General features: G+C 62.4%; 22 protein-coding genes. 12 read left to right on the top strand and 10 right to left on the bottom strand.

What is annotated here, in order from left to right; translation table 11 throughout:
* Window position 1 precedes the first annotated feature (1 nt).
* From F7R90_RS00130 to yciH, 3 genes are read left to right on the top strand one after another with little or no spacing between them, the layout of a single operon-like run.
* Window positions 2–1,084 (top strand): DUF58 domain-containing protein, encoded by a 1,083-nt coding sequence (locus F7R90_RS00130; RefSeq protein WP_158055277.1) that lies wholly within the window; start codon window positions 2–4, stop codon window positions 1,082–1,084.
* 58 nt (window positions 1,085–1,142) lie between these two features.
* Window positions 1,143–3,404 (top strand): transglutaminase TgpA family protein, encoded by a 2,262-nt coding sequence (locus F7R90_RS00135; RefSeq protein ID WP_225741213.1) that lies wholly within the window; start codon window positions 1,143–1,145, stop codon window positions 3,402–3,404.
* A gap of 53 nt (window positions 3,405–3,457) precedes the next feature.
* Window positions 3,458–3,751 carry a stress response translation initiation inhibitor YciH gene (gene yciH, locus F7R90_RS00140; RefSeq protein ID WP_158055278.1) on the top strand — a complete coding sequence of 98 codons (294 nt, stop codon included), beginning with the start codon at window positions 3,458–3,460 and terminating at the stop codon, window positions 3,749–3,751.
* Between the two features lie 101 nt (window positions 3,752–3,852).
* Here the strand turns inward: yciH and F7R90_RS00145 are convergent, their stop codons facing one another.
* Complete coding sequence (locus tag F7R90_RS00145; RefSeq protein WP_158055279.1) at window positions 3,853–4,209, bottom strand: rhodanese-like domain-containing protein; 357 nt, start codon at window positions 4,207–4,209, stop codon at window positions 3,853–3,855.
* 139 nt (window positions 4,210–4,348) lie between these two features.
* Between F7R90_RS00145 and F7R90_RS00150 the strand changes: the two genes are divergently transcribed.
* Together F7R90_RS00150 and F7R90_RS00155 are read left to right on the top strand one after the other, a co-directional pair.
* Entirely contained in the window at window positions 4,349–4,648 is a 300-nt protein-coding gene (locus tag F7R90_RS00150) for a DUF7562 family protein (protein WP_158055280.1), read from the top strand.
* A gap of 98 nt (window positions 4,649–4,746) precedes the next feature.
* Complete coding sequence (locus F7R90_RS00155; RefSeq protein WP_158055281.1) at window positions 4,747–6,027, top strand: RNB domain-containing ribonuclease; 1,281 nt, start codon at window positions 4,747–4,749, stop codon at window positions 6,025–6,027.
* Here F7R90_RS00155 and F7R90_RS00160 read toward each other — a convergent pair whose 3' ends face one another.
* Both F7R90_RS00160 and F7R90_RS00165 read right to left on the bottom strand, forming a co-directional pair.
* Window positions 6,028–6,528, bottom strand: coding sequence for a GNAT family N-acetyltransferase (locus F7R90_RS00160; RefSeq protein ID WP_158055282.1), 501 nt, complete (start codon window positions 6,526–6,528; stop codon window positions 6,028–6,030).
* Between the two features lie 73 nt (window positions 6,529–6,601).
* A complete protein-coding gene (locus F7R90_RS00165; protein WP_158055283.1) occupies window positions 6,602–7,144 on the bottom strand; it encodes a hypothetical protein in 543 nt (180 codons plus the stop codon).
* Between the two features lie 97 nt (window positions 7,145–7,241).
* On the opposite strand from F7R90_RS00165, the gene F7R90_RS00170 reads away from it, so the two are divergent.
* The 3 genes from F7R90_RS00170 (at window position 7,242) to F7R90_RS00180 (ending at window position 8,991) form a co-directional block, all read left to right on the top strand.
* A complete protein-coding gene (locus tag F7R90_RS00170; protein WP_158055284.1) occupies window positions 7,242–7,871 on the top strand; it encodes a uracil-DNA glycosylase in 630 nt (209 codons plus the stop codon).
* Between the two features lie 53 nt (window positions 7,872–7,924).
* Window positions 7,925–8,572, top strand: a complete 648-nt coding sequence (locus F7R90_RS00175) for a bacterio-opsin activator domain-containing protein (protein WP_158055285.1) — start codon at window positions 7,925–7,927, stop codon at window positions 8,570–8,572.
* A gap of 107 nt (window positions 8,573–8,679) precedes the next feature.
* Window positions 8,680–8,991, top strand: coding sequence for a HalOD1 output domain-containing protein (locus F7R90_RS00180; protein ID WP_158055286.1), 312 nt, complete (start codon window positions 8,680–8,682; stop codon window positions 8,989–8,991).
* Between the two features lie 37 nt (window positions 8,992–9,028).
* Here the strand turns inward: F7R90_RS00180 and F7R90_RS00185 are convergent, their stop codons facing one another.
* Complete coding sequence (locus tag F7R90_RS00185) at window positions 9,029–9,607, bottom strand: NUDIX hydrolase (protein WP_158055287.1); 579 nt, start codon at window positions 9,605–9,607, stop codon at window positions 9,029–9,031.
* Between the two features lie 41 nt (window positions 9,608–9,648).
* The gene (locus tag F7R90_RS00190; protein ID WP_158055288.1) at window positions 9,649–10,884 is read right to left on the bottom strand and encodes an outer membrane protein assembly factor BamB family protein; all 1,236 of its coding nucleotides are present in this window, start codon (window positions 10,882–10,884) and stop codon (window positions 9,649–9,651) included.
* 269 nt (window positions 10,885–11,153) lie between these two features.
* Here F7R90_RS00190 and F7R90_RS00195 point away from each other — a divergent pair, with 269 nt between their 5' ends.
* Window positions 11,154–11,621: a metal-dependent transcriptional regulator gene (locus tag F7R90_RS00195; RefSeq protein WP_158055289.1), complete on the top strand. Its 468-nt coding sequence runs from the start codon at window positions 11,154–11,156 to the stop codon at window positions 11,619–11,621.
* Window positions 11,622–12,159: 538 nt separating this feature from the next.
* On the opposite strand, the gene F7R90_RS00200 is transcribed toward F7R90_RS00195, so the two are convergent.
* The 5 genes from F7R90_RS00200 to F7R90_RS00220 form a co-directional block, all read right to left on the bottom strand.
* On the bottom strand, window positions 12,160–12,570 hold the full coding sequence (locus tag F7R90_RS00200; protein ID WP_158055290.1) for a DUF5809 family protein: 411 nt from the start codon (window positions 12,568–12,570) through the stop codon (window positions 12,160–12,162).
* Between the two features lie 23 nt (window positions 12,571–12,593).
* Window positions 12,594–13,073: a DUF5810 domain-containing protein gene (locus F7R90_RS00205; RefSeq protein WP_158055291.1), complete on the bottom strand. Its 480-nt coding sequence runs from the start codon at window positions 13,071–13,073 to the stop codon at window positions 12,594–12,596.
* 68 nt (window positions 13,074–13,141) lie between these two features.
* Complete coding sequence (gene rimI / locus F7R90_RS00210) at window positions 13,142–13,621, bottom strand: ribosomal protein S18-alanine N-acetyltransferase (protein ID WP_225741214.1); 480 nt, start codon at window positions 13,619–13,621, stop codon at window positions 13,142–13,144.
* Between the two features lie 175 nt (window positions 13,622–13,796).
* The gene (locus tag F7R90_RS00215) at window positions 13,797–14,339 is read right to left on the bottom strand and encodes a hypothetical protein (RefSeq protein WP_158055293.1); all 543 of its coding nucleotides are present in this window, start codon (window positions 14,337–14,339) and stop codon (window positions 13,797–13,799) included.
* Between the two features lie 398 nt (window positions 14,340–14,737).
* Complete coding sequence (locus F7R90_RS00220) at window positions 14,738–16,714, bottom strand: aconitate hydratase (RefSeq protein ID WP_158055294.1); 1,977 nt, start codon at window positions 16,712–16,714, stop codon at window positions 14,738–14,740.
* A gap of 70 nt (window positions 16,715–16,784) precedes the next feature.
* On the opposite strand from F7R90_RS00220, the gene F7R90_RS00225 reads away from it, so the two are divergent.
* The 3 genes from F7R90_RS00225 to F7R90_RS00235 all read left to right on the top strand — a co-directional run bounded on the left by F7R90_RS00225 (window position 16,785) and on the right by F7R90_RS00235 (window position 20,691).
* Entirely contained in the window at window positions 16,785–17,363 is a 579-nt protein-coding gene (locus tag F7R90_RS00225) for a deoxyuridine 5'-triphosphate nucleotidohydrolase (RefSeq protein WP_267905099.1), read from the top strand.
* A gap of 159 nt (window positions 17,364–17,522) precedes the next feature.
* Window positions 17,523–19,316, top strand: coding sequence for a S8 family serine peptidase (locus F7R90_RS22465; protein WP_225741215.1), 1,794 nt, complete (start codon window positions 17,523–17,525; stop codon window positions 19,314–19,316).
* Between the two features lie 70 nt (window positions 19,317–19,386).
* Window positions 19,387–20,691 carry an LVIVD repeat-containing protein gene (locus F7R90_RS00235; protein WP_158055297.1) on the top strand — a complete coding sequence of 435 codons (1,305 nt, stop codon included), beginning with the start codon at window positions 19,387–19,389 and terminating at the stop codon, window positions 20,689–20,691.
* Window positions 20,692–20,833 lie beyond the last annotated feature (142 nt).

Raw genomic sequence — 20,833 nt, forward strand, 5'->3', positions numbered from 1 at the left:
GATGTTGACGCGACGCGGATGGGCCCTCCTCGCCGCTGTCGCCGCAGCAGTGGCGATGGCCGCCCTGTTCAGTCCACGAGCGCTCAACGCTATCGTCGGTCCGGCAGTCGTCGCGCTGCTCGCGGCCGCGATTCAACTGAAGCGCGCCGACCAGCCGGAACTCCAGACGACGGCCCCCGACTACGGGTTCGCTGGGGAGACCGCGACGGTCGAACTCGACTTCACCGCGGCGACGCCGCTGACGGCAACGGTGCGCCTCCGCGCCCAAGACGGCTTGGTCGTCGCAGACGAGGACGTAGAGACGACCGTCACCGACGACACCCTCGCCTTCGACGTGGAACTCGACGCACGCGGCGTTCGCAACGTCGGTCCCATCGAAATCGTCGCCGAGGACGTGTTCGGTCTCTGGGAGCGGTCGTTCCGATACCCAGTCCGGCGCGAAATCGTCGTGTTCCCGCGAATCCGCGAACTCAGAGGCGCGAGCGACCTCGCCGCGCTCCATCAGGACTTCGGCCTGAGCGGTCGGGACCGATTCGACCAACTCCGGGAGTACGAGCGCGGCGACCCGATGCGCGACATCCACTGGAAGTCCAGCGCCAAGCGACCCGGCAACGACCTCGTGGTGATGGAGTTCGAGGACAGCGAGGAACGCCAGCAGGTCGAACTCCTCGCGGAAGCCGAGGCTGGCCGGGCCGACGACGTGGCCGAGGCAGCCGCGAGCGTCGCCACGTACCTGCTGGAGTTGGAGTTCGCGGTCGGCTTGACCGTCCCCGGTGGCCGCGTCGAACCGGGGACGGGTACGGAGCATCGCAACGAGATACTGACCTTGCTGGCGCGCATCTCGGCGGGAAAGGTGCGAGACAATCGCCGCGAGAACGCCGACGTAACCGTCAGCGGTGCCGCCGACGTGCGGGCGGTCCACGTCACTATCGGCGAGCGCACCGTGACGTTCGGGCAACTCTCGGGCGACGGGTCGTCGATGGGTTCGACCGGGAACGTCGGCACTCGGACGGCCGTCGCAGACGGTAGCGGCGGTCGGGTTTCAGACGGGACGGACGGCTGGTCGGGAGGTGAGACGTCGTGAGTACAGAAAGACAAACCGCGTCTTTCAACCTCACAAGTCTCTCCGGAGGTGAGACGTTGTGAGTACGCAATCGAAGTCCGACACCGTCCGCGACAAACTGAATCTTGGCGACGTGTCGATTTCGTACCACAAGCTCGCCGTCGCCTCGACGCTCGTCCTCGTCGCCACCTCGATGCAGGTCCTCTTCCACGTGACCAACATCGTGGGCGGGACGGGGACGTTGCTGTTGATAGTCGCGGCGACGCTCGGAATCGGCGTCGTCGTCGCTCGGAAATTACGGCCGTATCAGGCCAGTCTGCTCGCCGCGCTGTTGCTGGCGCTCGGCCTGGTCAGCTACTATCTGGCGGTGCCGAGCGCCTACCTCGTCGCGCTGTCGTTCGGCAAGTTGCTCAACGACAACCTCGCGCTACTGACGGGGCTGTCGGTCCTGCGGATGACTTCCGTCGGCACGTGGGCGCTTGGCGTCGCACCAGCGATGGTGTTCGCGCCGTGGTACTTGGTTCTGCGGCGACGGTACGCGCTGGCAGTCGCCGCGGGCGGCGCGGCGCTCGGTTTCTTCGTCCTGACTGGCGACGCCGGGAACGTCCTGACGCTCGTCGGTACGCTCGCGGCCGGTGCCACGCTCGGCTTCGGGACGCTCGCGCGCCACGGCGGCACCTCCGCACAGGTCGATACGCTGGCGGTCGTTCTCGTGGCGATGTTAGTGCTTGCCTCGTCGGTGAGTCTCGTCCCCGGCGGGTCGGCGAGTCCGTTGCTCCCCGGTAGCGGCGCGACGACGCCGACGGTCGAGGGAAGTCTGGTCAGTAACAGCGAGCGCGTCGGCATCGTCGGTTCTATCCGACTCTCGCCGAAGGTTCGCTTTACCGTCGAGTCCGACGAGAAGGCCTACTGGCGGGTCGGCGCGTACGACCGCTACAGCGGCGACGGGTGGGTCAGAACTGGCGACGCCAGCGAGTACTACGTCCAGCCACCGCCGCCCGGTTCGTCCGAGCGCGTCCAGCAGACCTACACCGTCGAAGCCCAACGAGTCAACGCCATGCCCGCCGCGTGGAAACCGACGCGACTGACCAGCGGCGACGTGGACAACACGCGTATCACGTCGCTGCGTGGACTCGCGCCCGTCGGCGCGCTCCGCGAGGGCGAACAGTACACGATAGTTAGTCAAGTCCCCAACCCGGGTCCACAGCAACTCCGGAACGCTGGGAGCGACTACCCCGCCGCAGTAGAGGAGCGCTACCTTCAGCTACCTCAGAGTTCCGAGGACCGTATTCGCCAGAAGACGAACCAAATCACCGCCGACGAGGACAACGCCTACGCGAAGGCGAAAGCCATCGAGAGCTGGTTAGAGTCGAACAAGCGCTACGACTTAGACGTGAAACGCCCAGAGGGGACCATCGCCGAGAGCTTCATCTTCGACATGAAGAGAGGCTACTGCACCTACTACGCGACCTCAATGGTGACGATGCTCCGTTCGCAGGGCATCCCCGCGCGGTTCGTCGTCGGCTACACGCCCGGCCAACGCGTCTCCGAGGACGAGTACGTCGTCCGCGGTCTCGACTCCCACGCGTGGGTCGAGGTCTACTTCCCCGACGTCGGGTGGGTGCGGTTCGACCCGACTCCGGCCGGACCACGCCAGCAGGCCGAGGGGTCCCAGATAGAGCAGGCCCGACAGAGCAACGTCTCGGACGTGGACACGGGCGGTAGCGCGGACGGCACGTGGACCCCGACCACGACGGAGACGACGACCACCGACTCGAACGAGACCTCCGAGACAGACACGAACAGCACGTCGAACGCCACAGCCAGCAATCAGACCGTGGACCGCGGGCGACTCGACCCCGGCGGCGGATTCGGTGGCACGGTCGGGACGAGTACGGAGACGAACACGAGTACCGGCGTCGGCGAGGGCGACGAGGGTGGCGGGATACCCATCGGCCCGCCGTCGAAAGAGCAAGCCGCGTTCGGTCTCGTCGTCCTCGTCGGTCTGCTGGCGGCCGCTCGTCGGACCGGCGTCGCCAGTCGCATCCATCGGGCGGTCTGGCTCCGACACCAGCCACGACGGGACCCCGAGACCGACGTGAAGCGGGCGTTCGACCGCTTGGAGTATCTGCTCGCCGACCGGTACCGCGAGCGCCGAACTGGCGAGACGCCCCGCGAGTATCTCGCCGACATCGGCGACGTAGACGAACGAGTCGCTCGCGTCGGCGACTGCTACGAGCGCGTTCGCTACGCCGGACAGGTCGAGGAAGACACTGCCGACGAAGCAGTGTCGCTCGTGGACGAACTGGTCGGCGAGTGGCGAAGGCCCCTCGGGCGGTGAGACGGCCGTTTCCCGACACAGTTTTGTACCCCTGTAACTAACCCCAAAATGTAATGTCGGAAGTGTGCTCGACGTGCGGGCTGCCCGAGGAACTCTGCGTTTGCGAGGACGTGGCCAAAGAGTCCCAGCAGATCAACATCCGCATCGACGAGCGACGCTACGGGAAAGAGGTAACGATTATCGAAGGATTCGACCCGAAAGACGTGGATTTGGACAGTCTGTCCTCGGACTTGAAATCCAAGTTCGCCTGCGGCGGGACCGTCGAAGACGGCCAGATAGAGCTTCAGGGCAACCACACCGGGCGCGTCGAGGATTTCCTCCGTGACAAGGGATTCAACGTAGCTTAACTCGACCCTTTCTGTCTCTCACAGAGTGCGGTGAGTGGTGACGCTATCGTTGACGAGTGACGACTGTACGAATGCTACGAGCGACTGTACGAAGTGACGTCTCAGAACGGCGACGTCGGCCCTTCTTCTGACTCTCGCTCGGTCGATTCGAACCCGTACTCCCACTCGTCGAGTCCGCCTGCCATGCTCTCGACGGTGGCGTCGTCCGGGACGCCCTCGTAAGAAGCAATCAGTCGCGCGGCCTGCACGCTCGACTTGCCGTGGGGACAGACCGTCACGACGCGTTCGGCACCGTCGAGGCTGTCGATTCGGTCGGCCAGCGCGTGGAACGGGATGTTTTCACTGTCGGGAATGTGGCCCCGGTCGAACTGCCGACTCGGACGGATGTCTACGACGCGAACGTCCTCGTCGGCGTCCAGCAGTTCCTTGACCTCCGTCGGGGAGATTTCGGCGTCCATCGGCTCGTGGTTGGCCACCGACCCGGATAAGCCCCGCGGTGCGCTGGAAGTAACCCGCCATTACTTTCGTCGCCCTCGACCTCGAATCTACCTACTCGCTGAGCAAAAAGCCAAGTAACCCCGGACCCTCTCTTCTCCTATGTGGGGTTCCCGGAGACGCCGGGGAAACGACTCGGTCGATTGCATCGCCTGTGGCGACACTATCCGTCGCACTGACGCCCGTGAGTACGATAAGGAGGGCGACCGCTGGGACCGCAAAGACAAGGAGTTCGAACACCTCTGCAAGGCTTGTCACAACGACCTCTGCCATCAGCCACGCGCGGAGTTAGAGGACCTGCTCGTAGACATCGACGCTGGCGCGCTCTCGGAGACGGAGTTTCTGGCACGCTACTCCCAAGCCGTCGAAGAGCGATACGGTTCGGTGGACTCCGAACAGTAATCACGGACTAACAGTTCGACGCTTTTTATGAGCCGTTCAGATTCTGCGCTTCGACGCTTCCCGATACTCCTAACTACTCGACTACACTACGAAGTGGTATGACTAGCGACGCACAGGCCGAGGCCGGAACTGCCGAAGGGCAGGGACCGGTCGAAATCTCTCCCGAGACGGCCGAGAAGTTGGAGAACAAACGCGAAGACCTCTTCGAGAAGTTCGAAATCCGCGACGAGTTCCCCGACGCGGTGATGACGGAAGCCGAAAAGCGCACGGAGGACATCCAGCAGGAGATTCAGGACGAGGTCGAGGAGCGCAAAGACCTGCGGGACATGACGACGTGGACGACCGACCCCATCGACGCTCAGGACTTCGACGACGCCATCTCTATCGAGGAAAAAGAAGACGAGTACGTCCTCTGGGTTCACATCGCCGACGTGACCCACTACGTCACGCCAGAAACGAACATGTGGGAGGAGGCCGTCGAGCGGTCGAACACCGTCTATCTGCCCGCTTACACCATCCACATGCTCCCGCCGATGCTGGCCGAGACGGTCTGTTCGCTCGTCCCGAACGAGGACCGACTGGCCCACACCGTCGAGATGCACCTCGACAAGGAGACGCTGGGCTACGAGGACATCGAGATTTACAAATCCGTCATCCAGAGTGACGAGCGACTCACTTACTCACAGGCAGAGAGTCGCATCGACGACGAGGACGCCGACCTCCACGAGGAGAACAAACTCGCGTACGAACTCGCCGACCAGATGCACGAACAGCGCAAGGAAGAGGGGAGCCTCGTCCTGAACCCGACGCGAGACCGCGCACACACCATCATCGAGGAGTGCATGCTGAAGGCGAACAAGGCAGTCACGCACACGCTGATGTGGGACCGCGGCGTCGAGGCGATGTACCGCGTTCACCCGCAACCCTCGCCCGACGAGTGGGGCGAGGCACTACAGGAGATTCAGGACTTGGACGGCGTCTCGATTCCGGGTGATACGTGGGACGAGCCACGAAAAGCAGTGAACGCGACGCTCGAAGAGGCACCGGGTCGCCAACTCGACAAGATTCAGTGGGCCGTGATGAAGGTGATGCCCCGCGCGAAGTACATGAACGACCCCTTCGGCGGCCACCACGCGCTCAACTTCGAGATTTACGGCCACTTCACCAGTCCGATTCGCCGCCTCTCGGACCTCATCAACCACTGGATCGTCTACACGAACGACGTGCCGGAGGACTTGGTGGCGCTCTGTGACCGCGCCAGCGACAAGCAGGCCGACGCGGAGGCCTGCGAACGGGAGTACAAGCAATATCTGCAAGAAGTGGGGCTTGACCCGTCTGCGGTGAACAATCGCGGCATCGAAGTCGTGGAAGAAGAGTAACTACAACTCCGCTTCTCTTACGTACTCCACGACCGACTCGCCTTCTAACTCTTCCTCGCGCTCCGCCACTACGCGGTAGCCGTGCTTCTCGTAGAACCCATTCCCTACCTCGTTGTAGGCCAGCACGACCAATCGAAGTCGTCCGGCCCCGCACTCCTCGGCCCACGTTTCCACGCCGCCGAGCAGTTCCGTCCCCACACCTTCGCCCCAGTGGTCCGACTGCACGTAGATACGCGGCAGGTGCGCGGCGTCGTCTTCCTCGCCCAAGACGCCCTGCGCGAACCCGACAATCATGCCATCCTGCTCGGCGACCAGAAACTGCCCGTCTTCGCGCTCGATTGACTGCTCTAATCCTTCTCTGGCGTACCAGCCATCGACCACCTGCTCGACCGAATCGGCACCGAGGATGTCGTCGTACGTGGCGTGCCACGACTCGCGCGCGACGTTCTGGATGCCGGACACGTCTTTGGTGGTGGCTACTCTGACTTCGAACTCGCTCATGGCCTCGTGTTGATTTTGGGATGGGAAATATATTGTCGGAGCGTGCCAACCGGGGCCGTCACCCCCACTCGACTCAGAACTCCGGTAATCTCTCGACGAACGCCTGCTTGCGCTCCGGCGTCGTGAGGTACAGTCGTTCGAACAGGAGCAGCGTTCCCAAGAGCCCGACCGCCCCGACGATTCCAAGCCAGAAGTTGTCGGCGTACCACAGACCGTAGTTTCCCATGCCGAAGTCGGCACCGTAGGCGGTGAAGACCCGTTCGGGAACGGGACCCTGAAACAGCACGTACGCCGAAGACGGTAGGAACATGGGGAGAAATATCGGGACCATGAGGTTGAGCATCGGCCACCCGTACGCGAACCCGGTCGCCAGCGCGAAGTAGACGCTCACCACGAACGTTGAGACGATTCTCGCTCGTCGTCGGACGAAAATCGCATCCAATCCGGGGGACGCGGCCACGTCAATCCCGCCGAGTAGTACGATGGTAGCCGTGTAGGAACCCAACAGGACGGCGAGACCTACGACAGGGACGAGTGCGTTCTGCCAGAACGGGCGCACGAAGGGGATGAGTATCGTTCGGGCCTTCGGCGTCCTATCGTCCTCGGTAGTCTCCATCTCGGACGAGATTTCGCCAAGCGAATAATAACGTTTCCGGTGGCTGGCACTTCGGGACGAGCGTGAGATTCACGACACCTGCCTCCAAAGCCAACTTATGGTCGAGTTCCCCGACCCCAAGTCCCGAAATGTCCTCGAACCGGGGTGTGCCCGCTGTCCTCACCTCGTGGAGTCCCGCGAGTGCATCTCGTGGGGAAACGGGTCGTTAGACGCCGAGGTAGTCGTGGTCGGGGAAGCCCCAGCGTACGGAAATCCCGACGCAGAGCAGTGGCGAGGCGGCAACTGGACCGGTCTCGCGTACACCTCTCGGCACTCCGGGCAGAAGATTCGGGACCTCTTCGCGGATGCCGGATTCGATTCTGGGGACCTCTATTTTACCAATGCCGTCAAGTGCTTCCCGGCAGACTCGGACGACCCCGAGTCCAATCGGGAACCCACCGCCGAAGAGCGTGCGAACTGCCGGGACCACCTCGCGGCCGAAATCGAGCAGATTTCTCCCGCGGTCGTCGCGCCAACTGGTAAGCACGCCACGCTCTCCGTGCTGGGCGAGAACTCCCTCGACGGGTTTCTCGATTCGGTTCTCACTCCCGTCGAGAGCGAGGCATTCGACGCGACGGTCCTGCCGTTGCTCCATCCCTCCTATCAGAACGTCTGGCTCCCGCGCATCGGCTACGACCGCGAGGCGTACGTCGCCGCGATTCGCGAGCGCGTCGAGAGCGGTCGTTAATATCCCAACTACCGGCAGTTCGATTTTTGTGAGTGGAATCCGTACAGGTGTTAATGAGTATCATCGCGGAGTTCAGCACGCAGTCGAAGGACTTCGCACTCGGGGGCGCGCTCGCGGCCCATCCGGAGGTGCGGGTCGAACTGGAGAAAGTCGTCCCCACCCGCAGGGACGTGTTCCCGTTCTTCTGGGCGTGGGGCGAGGAGCTAGAAGCCTTCGCCGAGACGCTCCGCGAGCAACCGAGCGTGAGCACGCTGGACGTGGTCGATAGCGTGGACGACGGTGTCCTCTACCGCGTCGAGTGGGCGAACGTGATGACCGACCTCGGGTGGGTCATCCAGCAGGCGGAGGCGACCGTTCTCGACGCCAGCGGGCAGGCCGACATCTGGGAGTTCGAACTCCGCTTTCCGACCCACGACGGAGTCCAGTCGTTTCAGGAAGACTGCGGTGACCGGGACATCTCGCTGGAGTTGAAGCGACTCCACTCGCTGAACGAGGTGAGCGTCGATGGGCAGTACGACCTGACGACCGAACAGCGAGACACGCTTCTTGCCGCGCTCGAACACGGCTACTTCAACGAACCGCGTGACGTGACTCTCGAACAACTCGCCGACATCCTCGACCTGTCGCCGACGGCCGTCTCGGGCCGGATGCGCCGGGCCGAGGCGACGCTCATCTCCCGGACGCTGCTCACCGACTCTTAAATGTCTTAAATACTGCACCCCAATGCACAACAGGTGGCCGTCCTTACGGACCGTTGACGGTCGTCGCCGTACGCCTTTCTACCGGGGCGACGACGAAGGAGGACACGATGAACGTGACAACCAACGATACACCGACCGAGCCGACGACCCAGAAACGAACACCGAAGGTCTCTCGCTCGTTCGACGGCGACGACCGCCTCAGCACGGTCGTCATCGAAGCCGTCGCCGACGCAATAGACTGTGACCCCCACGAGGTGACGCCACCGCTCCACCGGAGCGTAGACCTCGACGCGCTCGACTCGCTGTTCGGCACGCAACACGACGGCACCCCCCGAACCGGCGGCCATGTCGCCTTCGACCACGGCGACTGTCGCGTCCTCGTTGACGGTTCCCGTGTCTCGGTCTACTCAGACGCCTAAACGCCTACTTCTCTTCGTAGCTGCTTCTCTTCTCGACTCAGAGCAGTCCTGCCTCGCGCGCGAGCAACAGCGCCTCGATGGTCGCGTCGTTCGCCGGGTCCTCGCGGGCCGCGGCCAGTGCGTCTTCGACGGGTATCGTTCGAACGGAGAGGAACTCGTTGTCGTCCAGATTCCGCTCGACGGGAGCGAGACCTTCGGCGAAGACGATGCCGCGCTCGTGACGCAGGACGCCCGTCGAGCAGTAGAACTCTTCGAGTAGAGTCACCTCGCTGGCGTCGAATCCCGTCTCTTCGCGGAGTTCACGCGCCCCAGCGACTTCGTAGCTCTCGCCGTCCTCTACGATTCCCGCGGGACACTCCAGACAGTGCTTCTCGATGACCGGTCGGTACTGCTCGACGAACACGACCTGCCCGTCTTCGACCGCGAGAATCACGACTGCCGGGGGCAGTTCGGCCCAGTAGTACTTCTTCGTAGAGCCGTCCGGCTGTTCCACGAGGTCGTAGCCGCCGGTGTACCACCCCGTTTCGTACTCCGCGACGGATTCGATGACGCGCCAGTCGTCTCGGTTCCGGTCGTCTTCGTGCCGGTCGTCTTCGTTCCAGTCGTCCTCGTCCATACCCACTGTGGGGCCGGAAAGAGAGTAAAACGTGTGGTCCGCTATTCGGTGCCACGCAGGTACGCGGTGACGTTTCCGTCTGGCGTGCCCACGAACAATCGGTCGTCAGTGACCGGCGTCTGGTCCACGACTGGCCCGTCGGTATCGATAGTCCGGACGACGTTCCCGGTTGAGGGGTCCACTCGGTACGCCTTCGAGTCACTACTTGCGACGTAGCACGTCTTGCTATCCTGGCTGGTGTACAGAACAGGGGTCGTGAGTGCGCCGTCGCCGTCGTCCACGTCGGTTCGCCACCGAACTGTGCCCTCGTTCTGGGCCGAGAGCGAGAAGAGTTTCTGGTCGGTGGGGGCGTCGGCCCCGCCTCTGTACGCGACACCGTAGAGGTCGCCATCGACCTCCGTCAAGTGATCGACGGTCATCTCGTATTCGGGATATTCGCCGACGGTGTCCTGCGACCAGCGTACCGTCCCGTCGTCGCCGTCGAGGGCGACGACCGTTTCGTCGGCTTCGGCGAAGAGGCCGACGTAGAGCGTTTCCGTTCCCTCGTCCGTTGCCATCGAGAAGACGGGATACCCCGTCTTCGACCACTTGCGTTCGGCGCTCGACGAGTCGAGTGCGTACAGCGTCGCGTTCTCGGAATCTGGGGTGTTGCTACCGAAGTACACGTCGCCGTCGGCGAGTGGCGTCGTCAGCGTGGCGTACGAGTCACCACAGGTGCCGGTGGACTTCCACACCACGTGCCCGTCGTCGGTGTCGAGACAGTACATCGCGCCGTTTCCATCGGCGTCGTGGCTCCCGACGAACATATGCCCCGAATGCGGCGCGACACCGGTAGTGCCGTGTTCCCAGTCGAGTTGGGCTTTCCACTTCTGAGTGCCCTCTATTCGGTCGAACGCGTAGACCACGCCGTCTGCGGCAGCGATGATAGCAGACTGCTGTCCGACCTCGACGTTCACTGCGACGTCGTGGAACGACACGTCCTCGCTCACTTGCGTCTCCCACTCTACGTCGCCCGACTCGATGTTCAGTCGGGAGACAGTGTCGCCGCTTGCGGCGAAGATTCGTTGGTCGTACACCCGTGTCGTGTACGGATAGCCCTCTCCCGGCGGATCGGTTCGCCAGTCGTAGGACTGCTTTTGGCTCGCGTCGCTCGTCGTTCCGTCAGTGGTCGCGCCATCGCTCGTAGAGTCGTCGCTCGTTGCAGAGACGCCGACGCCGAGACTCGCAGTCGCGGCGGTAGCGCCCAACGCCTTCAGGATGCTTCGTCTGTCTGTCATCTATGACTCCGATTAGACTATTGATGCTACCGGATTTTACTATCCGGCAGGTAACAGATTTCTACACGCTCCCCAACAAGTTCTACAGTCATCCCAATCTGTTCTGTCGGGACCCTAACGCTAACTATCGGCCGCCCAATCTGGACTTCACTCGGCATTCGTTGGCTACGCACCCGCTAAACGCCCAGAGAAGCGCGATACGCTCCGAATAAATCCAGTGGTCCTCGGCAGGAAAATCCTTAACTCTCCGCGCCACAACCTCACACGTAATGAGCGAGGTCTCCGACAGCGTCGGCCGGTACTTGAGTACCATCCACCTGCTCACTGCCGGGAGCGACCGCCGCGCCAAGACTGGCCAACTCGCAGACGCACTCGACGTGAGTGCCGCCAGCGTCACTGAGATGCTGACCACGCTGGAAGAGCGGGACCTCGCGACCTACGAGAAGTACAAGGGCGTCGAACTCACCGACGAGGGCGAGACGACCGCCCGCGAACTGATGTGGCGTCACTGCGTCGCCGAGAACTTCCTCGAAGACGACCTCGGCGTCGATTTGGACGCCATCGCGGACGGCGAGGGCGACCCGCAGGCCATCGGCAACGCCCTCTCCGAAGACGCGATTCAGCAGTTGAAGACGCTCATCGACCACCCCTGCGACGGCGAGTGTTCCGCGCCACAGAGTGAGTACGACTCCTGCCGCGACGACGTTCGGGGCGAGGATAGGGTTTCTGAGACGTAGACACGTGGTCGAGTCGGTGAGTGAGTGACTGGTTTCTGTAACACGGTAGTTATTGCACTGAACGGTACTCTCTGCCTCATTTTCGGTGAGTCACGGCTGTGAGAACAGCACTCCTGTAATCGTTCGATTATCGCGTTCACGTTGGTTCGATAGCCCAAACGGCGAGAACAGCACTATCGCCGAAACCTATGAGAACCGCCCCGCACAGCACCGAACCAGCCACACACCTCCCCAACCGACTGCGCGACTCGTTTCCGGAAAACGCGGCGTACCGCGTATTCCGAGCGAGTTGCTCATCCCTCGCGCGGACTGGTCGGACCACGAGGGTCCGACCGCGCGCGCCGGGAGTCAGTTGGGGGTATGTGGTCGTCGCAGTGCTGTGTGGGGCGATGCGGTATTCTCGGTTTCGGGAGTAGCTAGCACTCTCGATTTCTTCCTCACCCTCGCTGTGTCTCTATCGGTAGTGAGTATCCCCACACTCGCATTTGGCGTTTCACCCCCCAAATCCACAACGTTCGATTACGTTCCAGACGAGAACTCAGAACAGTTCTCGATACACCTTTCCGAACGCTTGCCGTCGAAGCGTCGCCACTGCTGCCTCTTCTTTACTCTCGAACGTCGCCGAAACCACACGCTCCCCGAGCGCGTCGTGCCACGCGACGTTCGTGACGTTCTCGTTGCCGTGTTCCAGTACCTCTCGGTTCCGGTCCTCCAACCACTCTTCGTACTCCTCGCGCGTGCCCGTCCGAACTTCGAGCAAGGAAGCGAACAGCGCGTCCCGAGCGGTCTCGACCACGTCGCTCGTGACGCGCTCGCCGTACTCTTCGCGGTCGAACTCCATCGCCTTCGCCGTCTCTTTGACGACTGTCTGGGCCGCGGGGCCGACTGCCTCGTAGCGGTCGCGCGCCGCCGCCTCGTCGTCGGGTGCGAGAAAGCCGTGTGTCTCCATGTTCGACGATTAGGTCGAGGAAACTACTCAGTTTCGTCCTCGGTCGCGTCTTCGTCGTTCGTTTCGCTCCCTTCTTCCTCCATCATCTCCTCAGTCATCGATTGGGCTTCCTGTAGAATCTGCTGGGCTTCGGCGTCGAGTTGTCCTGCGCCAGCGCCGCCTGTACCGCCGACGCCACCCGAACCGCTTCCGCCAGCACGCCGGGCGGCCTGCTCGAACTGCGACTCCTCGTCGAAGAGGTCGCCACCGCGAACTTCGTCGTCGTGCCGATGGTCGTGATTGGGCGTCGTGTCGTCGAACACCTGCGGATACTCGACTTCCTTGGTGTGTTCGCCAACGCGCTCTGCGAGTTCTCGCTCACCCGCTTGCTCCCACTCGGGGAAGTGTTCGGCCAACCAGTCCTCGTGGTCCTCGTCGCCGAGCAGCGCCGTGAACGCGAGGTGGTTGGCGAGGTGTTCGGTGTCGGGATGTGGCGTCTCGCAGACTGGACAGGCGTATCCCATACGCACCGGGTAGGCACTGCGTGCCGAAAAACGCCACGCCCCACGTTCGACTACTCGCCCCCTGCGTCTTACTGTTGGTCGATGTCTAACACAAGAATGAGTGCGTCCTCGCCGTCGTCGTAGTACCGCGGAATCGTCCGCAGGTACTCGAAGCCGTAGCTCTTGTACAGCGAGATGGCTTTGTCGTTGCTCGCGCGCACTTCCAACTTCACGCTGGCCGCTCCGTTCGATTCGAGGACGCCGAGCGCGCGCCGGAGAACCATCGACCCCAAGCCCTCGCCTCGTCGGTCGGGATGCACCGCGATGTCCTTGATGTGTCCCAGTGGCTGGCCGTGGTTCGGGATGAGGTCGGCGACGACGTAGCCGACCACGCTGTCGCCGTCCGTGGCGACCAGAAAGCCCTGCTCGCCGAGATAGCGCTCGAACGCCGAGAACGGCCACGGTTGACTGAACGAGGCACGCTCGATGCGCAACACCGCCAGCAAGTCGGCTTGGACGGCTTGGCGGACGCGAACTCTGTGTTCCTCGCCCGCGCCAGTCGTTGTCACGGTCTGTGGTTGTTTCCCGACCCTTATGAGTGTCATGCCCAAAACGATTTCACGGCAGGTGCGATACGACCGAATCCCGTAATATTTTAGTCTTGGTGTGACGTAGAAGAAACTGCACACTCCGGCCGGAGGTGCAAGCTCCCGAAAACTCTCCCCCCAACCTTTTGCGGAGACCTCAGTCGTCCACGAACAGTCGAGCGTCCGCTTCGGCGGGTCCACCGTCGTTGCCTGCCACTTCTGGGAACGACTCGACCCACTCGGCGCGCCAGTCACAACCGTCGGTCGCGCCATCGGGATTCGCGACGGGCGATGCTTCGAAGACGACTTCGTAGCTGGTCGCGTGCGGGTCGTTGTCGCCTTCGGTTACATGCTCGACTTTCCGCACTCGTCTCGGGCCGTCGAGTTCGATGGGTAACTCGAACAGGTGTTCGGTTCGTTCTTTGCCGACGGCCGCCCAGTCGTCGCCAGATTCGACGTTGCCACCGGGCGGTGTTGCGAACTCCCGTTCGTCGTCTACGATGAGGAGGAGTTTTCCCTCGTCGTCGGTGACGCCGACGACTGCCTTTCCTTCGATATCGACCGAGCAGTGGTCCTCGTCGTCGTGAACTCTCGTCGCTTCGGTGAACTCCACGTCTTCACGTCCGCGAAGGGTTTCGGGGTCGAAGAGTGGGTCGTGCGTCGGTTCGTCGTCGGCGTTTCGCGTAGATGTGTCTGTCATGGTGAGTCGTGCAATCGAGCGTCTGAGTGGCGATACGTTGCCGTGGGTTCTCACCAGCGCGCGTGCTGGCGATGGTCGGCGCAACTGCTGGTCGGTCGTTTTCAACCGGCTCGACAGCGTCCGAACGGTCCGTTTTCGAACGCCGGAGAAGAATCTACGCGGAACTGTTAGAAAAAGCCACCGATTTAATTCCGCGGGGTTTCTACAGGTAATAATTCGCTCGCTGGGGTAATAAAGGTTTGGGCTGAGGTGGTAAAACACGCGTTTCAGGTGCTCACAAACCATTATTCTATTCGGGTTTCTCGAGCGACCGGCGTCCGTGAGCGGACGCCGGTCGCTGGACTATGGGTGTAGCCACCGCTACGTAGTCCGCGAAAAGTGAAAGAAGATAGATTCAGTTAGTCGTCTGCCGGGGTCGCGCCTGCGCCGCCTTCTTCGGCTTGCTTCTTCGTGTGCGACAGCTTGCCACCGTCGGCGACGATACGGCGTTCGCGCTCGGAGGCGTCGAGGTTGGCGGTGAGTTCCCAGTCGTCGTTCACGCGGACGGTGAACTCTTCCTGGCCCTCGCGGACGCCTTCCGCGACGTCGTCTACGATTTCGATGTTGTCGCCCTGCTCGATCTTCTGGTAGTCCTCGTCGCTGATGGTCAGCGGGAGGAGACCGAAGTTGAAGAGGTTCGCCTTGTGGATGCGGGCGAAGCTCTGTGCGAGGACGCCTTCGACGCCGAGGTACATCGGACAGAGCGCCGCGTGCTCGCGCGAGCTACCCTGACCGTAGTTCTCCGCGGCGACGAGGAAGCCACCGTCGGCGGCCTCGGCGCGCTCGGGGAAGCTCTCGTCAACTCGGGTCAGCGTGAACTTCGCGTACTCCGGGATGTTCGAACGGAACTTCAGCGCGTCCGCGTTGGCGGGCGTGATGTGGTCCGTCGTGATGTTGTCGCCCATCTTCAGGAGTGCCTCGCCCTCGATGTCGGACCCGAGGTCGTCTTTCAGCGGCACTTCGCTGATGTTCGGGCCTTTGATGAGTTCGTCGTCGATTGCTTCCTCGGGGCTGATGAGGTCGGTCTTGGAGGCGTCGTACTTGTCGGGCATCTCCAGACCGGGCGCTTCGAGGTCGCCGAGTTCGTCGGCGAGGTTGCGCGGGTCGATGATTTCGCCTTTGATGGCCGCCGCCGTGGCGACTTCGGGCGAACAGAGGTAGACCGAGTCGTCTTCGATACCGGAGCGACCCTCGAAGTTGCGGTTGAAGGTACGCAGCGAGACGGAGTCGCTGGCCGGAACGTGGCCGATGCCGATACAGGCACCACACGTCGCCTCCGAGAAGTTGACGCCAGCGGCCATCATCTCTGCGACGTAGCCGTCTTCGGCGAGCAGTTGGGAGGCCTGCTTGCTACCGGGCGCGACGATCATCTCGGTATGCATGGCGACCTCGCGGCCCTCCAGCATCTTCGCCGACGGGAGGATGTCCGCGTAGGCACCGTTCGTACAGGAACCGACCATGACCTGCTCGACCTTCGTGCCCTCGACTTCCGTGACGGGGACGACGTTGTCGGGCATGGACGGCTGTGCGATGAGCGGTTCGAGGTCCGAGAGGTCCACGACGATTTCGTCGTCGTAGTCGGCGTCCTCGTCGGGACCGATTTCGACGTACTCGTCTGCGCGGTCCTGTCGCGCGAGGTAGTCCTCGGTCTTCTCGTCGGTCGGGAAGATGGACGTGGTCGCACCGAGTTCGGTGCCCATGTTGGTGATGGTCGTTCGCTCGGGGACCGTGAGCGTCTCGACGCCCGGACCCGTGTATTCGAGCACCTTGCCGACGCCGCCCTTCACACTGAGGCGTCGGAGCAGTTCGAGGATGACGTCCTTGGCGGTCGCCCAGTCGGGCAGTTCGCCTTCGAGTCGGACGTTGACGACTTCCGGCATCTCGATGTAGTACGGGCCGCCGCCCATGGCGACTGCCACGTCGAGGCCACCGGAACCGATTGCGAGTTCGCCCAGTCCGCCGGGGGTCGGCGTGTGGGAGTCCGACCCGAGCATCGTCTTGCCGGGTGCGGCGAAGTTCTCCTTGTGGACGTTGTGACAGATACCGTTGCCGGGGCGCGAGAAGTGCGCACCGTAGGTGCCTGCCGCCGAGCGGAGGAAGCGGTGGTCGTCCGTGTTCTTGAAGTCGAACTGGTAGGTCTGGTGGTCGCAGTACTGCGCGGCCAGTTCGGTCTGGACTTCGTCCATCTCCAGCGCTTCGAACTGGAGCCAGACGAGCGTCCCTGTGGTGTCCTGTGCGAGAACCTGGTCGATCTCGATACCGATTTCCTCACCGGTTTCGAGGTCCCCCTCAACGAGGTGGTCTGCAAGAATTTTCTCCGTAAGCGTCTGTCCCATAACGACCAAATATCGACCCTCCTAAGTTATAAATCCCGCGCGTTTCGGTTCTTCCGATTCCAAGTAAATAGTGGCCGCGTCCGGTAAAAATTGGGCGATTTGGTGTGTACTAGCACAGCAATCTAACTCCAACAACGCTTTCACCGTTCACTCGAACCGACTCCACATGTTCCAGAGCGGCACGTTCGTCGCAGAACACCTCGGCGAAACGTCGGAAGAGCAGGTCCAACCGAACGGCGTGGACCTCACCCTCGAAGCGGTGTACGAACAGCGAGAACCCGGCCGCATCGGCCGAGGCGGCAAGGAAGTCGGCGACCGCCAAGAACTCGAGACCGAGCAGGTCGCAGACGACGCTCCCGAAACGTACTACCTGACGCCCGGTGGCTACGTCGTCCAGTACGCCGAAACGGTTCGGATTCCGGAGGGCCACGTCGGCTACATCTACCCGCGCTCGTCGCTGCTTCGCAACTCCTGCATGCTCAACACGGCAGTCTGGGACGCTGGCTACGAGGGCAAAGGCGAGGGACTGCTACAGGTTCACCACGACATCGAACTGGAGAAGGGTGCCCGCATCGGCCAACTCGTCCTCGCGGAAGCAGACCACGACGAGACCTACGACGGCGACTATCAGGGCGAGAACGTCGAGTAGCGGCGTTTCCGGACGCATTTCTGATTCCTACTACGTTCTATACTTCAAGATACATATGTACGGATTATCGCCTCGTAAATAAATGAAATTTTAGTTTAACTTGATTGAATGGGGGAGCTTGGATACACTTTAGTCACTCCGTCGGCAAGGCTGTGTCACATGTTCACACCAGACCAGTTCGACCGCCGTGACTTCCTCAAAGCGACCGGGGCGGCCGGAGTGGCGACGACCGTACCGTTTTCCGGCAGTGCGGCGGCGTCTACGGGGAACGCTATCGACGACAGTTTCGACTTGGGTTCGTCGGGAGTGAAGGAGGCGCTGGTCGTCTTCGACAGCAACGAGCAGGTAGACCGACTGCGTCACCTCGATTTGGAGAACGGCTACCACAAGTTCGACGTGTTGCCAATCGCCTACACGGAACTGTACAGCGACCAGATACAGACCATCGCCGACTGGGCGGAGGTGCGCTTCGTCCAGAAGAACGTAGAACTGGACTATCACAACAACGACGCTCGCTCGACGACGGACGCCAACGCAGTCCACACCGACCTCGGGTACACCGGGTCGAGCGCTCACTCCGTCGTCATCGACACGGGCGTAGACGGTGACCATCCTGACCTCGAAGACGACCTCGTCGCCAACTGGCGGTACGTCAATCCGCTCTCTAGTACCGACGACACGACGTGGAAAGAAGTCGGCTCGGTGGACTCCGACGACAATGGCCACGGTACCCACTGTTCTGGGTCCATCACTGGGTCGGGCAAGAAGAGCGACGGCAAGTACAAAGGGATGGCACCGGATGCCGACCTCACCGTCTACTCGGCGGGCCTGACACTGCTCCTCGTCAAGGCCGTCGCGGCCTACGACCACCTGCTCTCTCGGGTCCGAGCGGGTGACATCGACGTGCAAGTAGTCAGCAACTCGTGGGGCGGCGGCAACGGTACCGACTTCAACCCCGACGACGCGGCCAACGTCGCTACGTGGCACGCGTTCCAAGAAGGTATCCTCCCAGTGTTCTCGGCGGGCAACAGCGGACCCGGGTCGAACACGCTGAACCAGTACTCGACCGCGCCGCACGTCCTCAGCGTGGCCGCGACCGACGACGAGCGGAGCGTTACTGACTTCTCCTCGCGGGGTCGCACGCCGAATTACGACGGGCCGACGAACTACAAACGCAAGAGGGCCCTCGACAACTTAGAAGAGTACCACGCCGCAGACAAGACCGAGACAGAAGTCGATTCGGGCAGTTACGCAGGTACCGTGGACGCCTCCAGTAGTGCGTATCACCGCTGGGACGCCCCGAAGAAGGCAGGTTACGTCGAAGCGACGCTGTCGTGGACGCCGAGCGAGGAGGACATCGACTTCTACCTCCACGTCGGGAGCAAGGACGGTCGCGTCGTCGCCAGTAGTGCGTCGCTGAACGAACCAGAGGACCTCGCGGGAAGCATCGAGGGTGGCAAGACGTACTACTTCGAGGTCAGGCCGTTCGCAAGCGTGGCGGCGGACTACAGCATCGACTTCACCGCTTACGAAGGCGTCACCCGGGACGTAACCCCGGTCGGTATCTACCGAAACGGCGTCGGTGCCCCCGGAAAGATGGTGATGAGTACGCTCGCGCCGAGTGACCCACTCCAGTCGTACGGCGCGACTAGCGGGGACACCGAGAACGTCGATACCGAGGACTACTACGGTCGTATCAGCGGAACTAGCATGTCTTGTCCCGTGACCTCGGGGGCCGCGACGCTGGTCGTGGACGCCTACTACCAGAACCACGGGAGTTACCCCGACCCCATCGACGTGCTGAATACGCTCGAAGCGACGGCCAAGGACTATCAGGCGAGCTACAACCCGTGGAACATCGGTGCCGGCTTCGTTGACGCCTACGACGCGGTCCAACGGGCGGCGTCGGGAGACTTGGCTACCTTCGGCGAGGTGAACCTCACAGATTACTGACTAGACATCACCAGTAAACTGCTCGACTACACCATCGACTGACAGCGACCCCAAAATTCGAACGATACCTATGACATTCGACCGACGTGACTTCCTCAAGACGACCGGCGTAGCGCTCGCAGGAACCACCCTCTCCGGTGCAGCGACGGCAGAGTCCACCTGGAATTACGAACTCATCGGCGAGGCGCTCGACCCCGGAACGCAGGAGGTTGACGTGCAAGGCGACTACGCCTACACCGCCCAACCGGCTAGCATCGCCACGGTGGACCTCAGCGACCCATCGCAACCGTTACTCGCGGGGACTGCGGTCGGCGAGGGCACCGACAACCTCGACGTGAAAGTCGATGGCGACCTCGCCGGACTGGCGAACGACGGCGACCCACCCGGCGTCACGTTCTTCGACGTGAGCGACCCCACGACGCCGACGAAACTCTCGTTCTACGAGGCCGCGAGCGGCGTCCACAACTGCTTCATCGACGGCGACTACGCGTACCTCTGCATCAACGACGACTTCGCCCACTCCCGGATGGTCGTCGTGGACGTTTCGGACCCGGCTAATCCGGTCAGTCTGGAGGGCGACGAACGCGGTTCTGGTGGGGCGTGGATGCTCGGGAACCACCACCCCGACATGGCTGCGACGGGCATCAACCCCATCCACGACCTCTGGGTGCAGGACGACCTTGCGTACATGTGTTTCTGGGACGCGGGCGTCGTCGTCGCCGACGTTTCGGACCCGACGGTCCCGACGGCGGTCGCTCACTTCGGCGCGGCGGACGACGCGGCGGTGCAACCCGCCGACACCGTCGAATCCAACAAGCGCTACCTCGGCGGGCACAAGACTAACGCCCACTACGTCCAACCGACTCCCTCGGGCGATTACACGTTCGTCGGTGCCGAGACGTTCCCCGGTCCGTTCGAGGACACTGCCGTGCCGGGCGACCACGGTGGTATCCGGGTGTTCGACACGAGCGACGTTTCGACGGACTCGACGCCGTCGAACCCCTACGAGGAACACGTCGCCTACATCCCGGCACCGGAACCGCTCGACGACGCGCTCCAGACGAGTCACAACTTCGATGTCACCGACTCGAAACTGTTCACGAGTTGGTACCAAGGCGGCGTTCGGGCGTACGACATCGACGACCCGACGAGTCCGACGGAACTCGCCGCCTTCGCACCCGAGGGAACCGCCTATTGGGGCGCTCGGGTCCTCCCGACGGATGGGCCGAAACACTACACGGTCGGTAGCGACATCGGCAAGGGACTGACGGTACTCGAACTGAACCACGAGACACCGGGCGAACAGAACTGGCAGACCGACGAGGAACTTGGACCGTACGACGTCTTCGGAAACACGATGCAACGACCGCTGTAGCGTTCGAGTTCGCGTCGTCGCTCCGTCTCCGAACTGTTACGCTCAATCGACTTCTCGAATCTGCCTACATACTACTCTACTGCAGTTTTTAATTAACTTATTTACATCTGGCAAGTAGACTTTAATTCCTCGACTTGCTATC

The organism is Halorussus halophilus, from assembly GCF_008831545.1.
In the GTDB taxonomy this organism is placed as follows: domain Archaea; phylum Halobacteriota; class Halobacteria; order Halobacteriales; family Haladaptataceae; genus Halorussus; species Halorussus halophilus.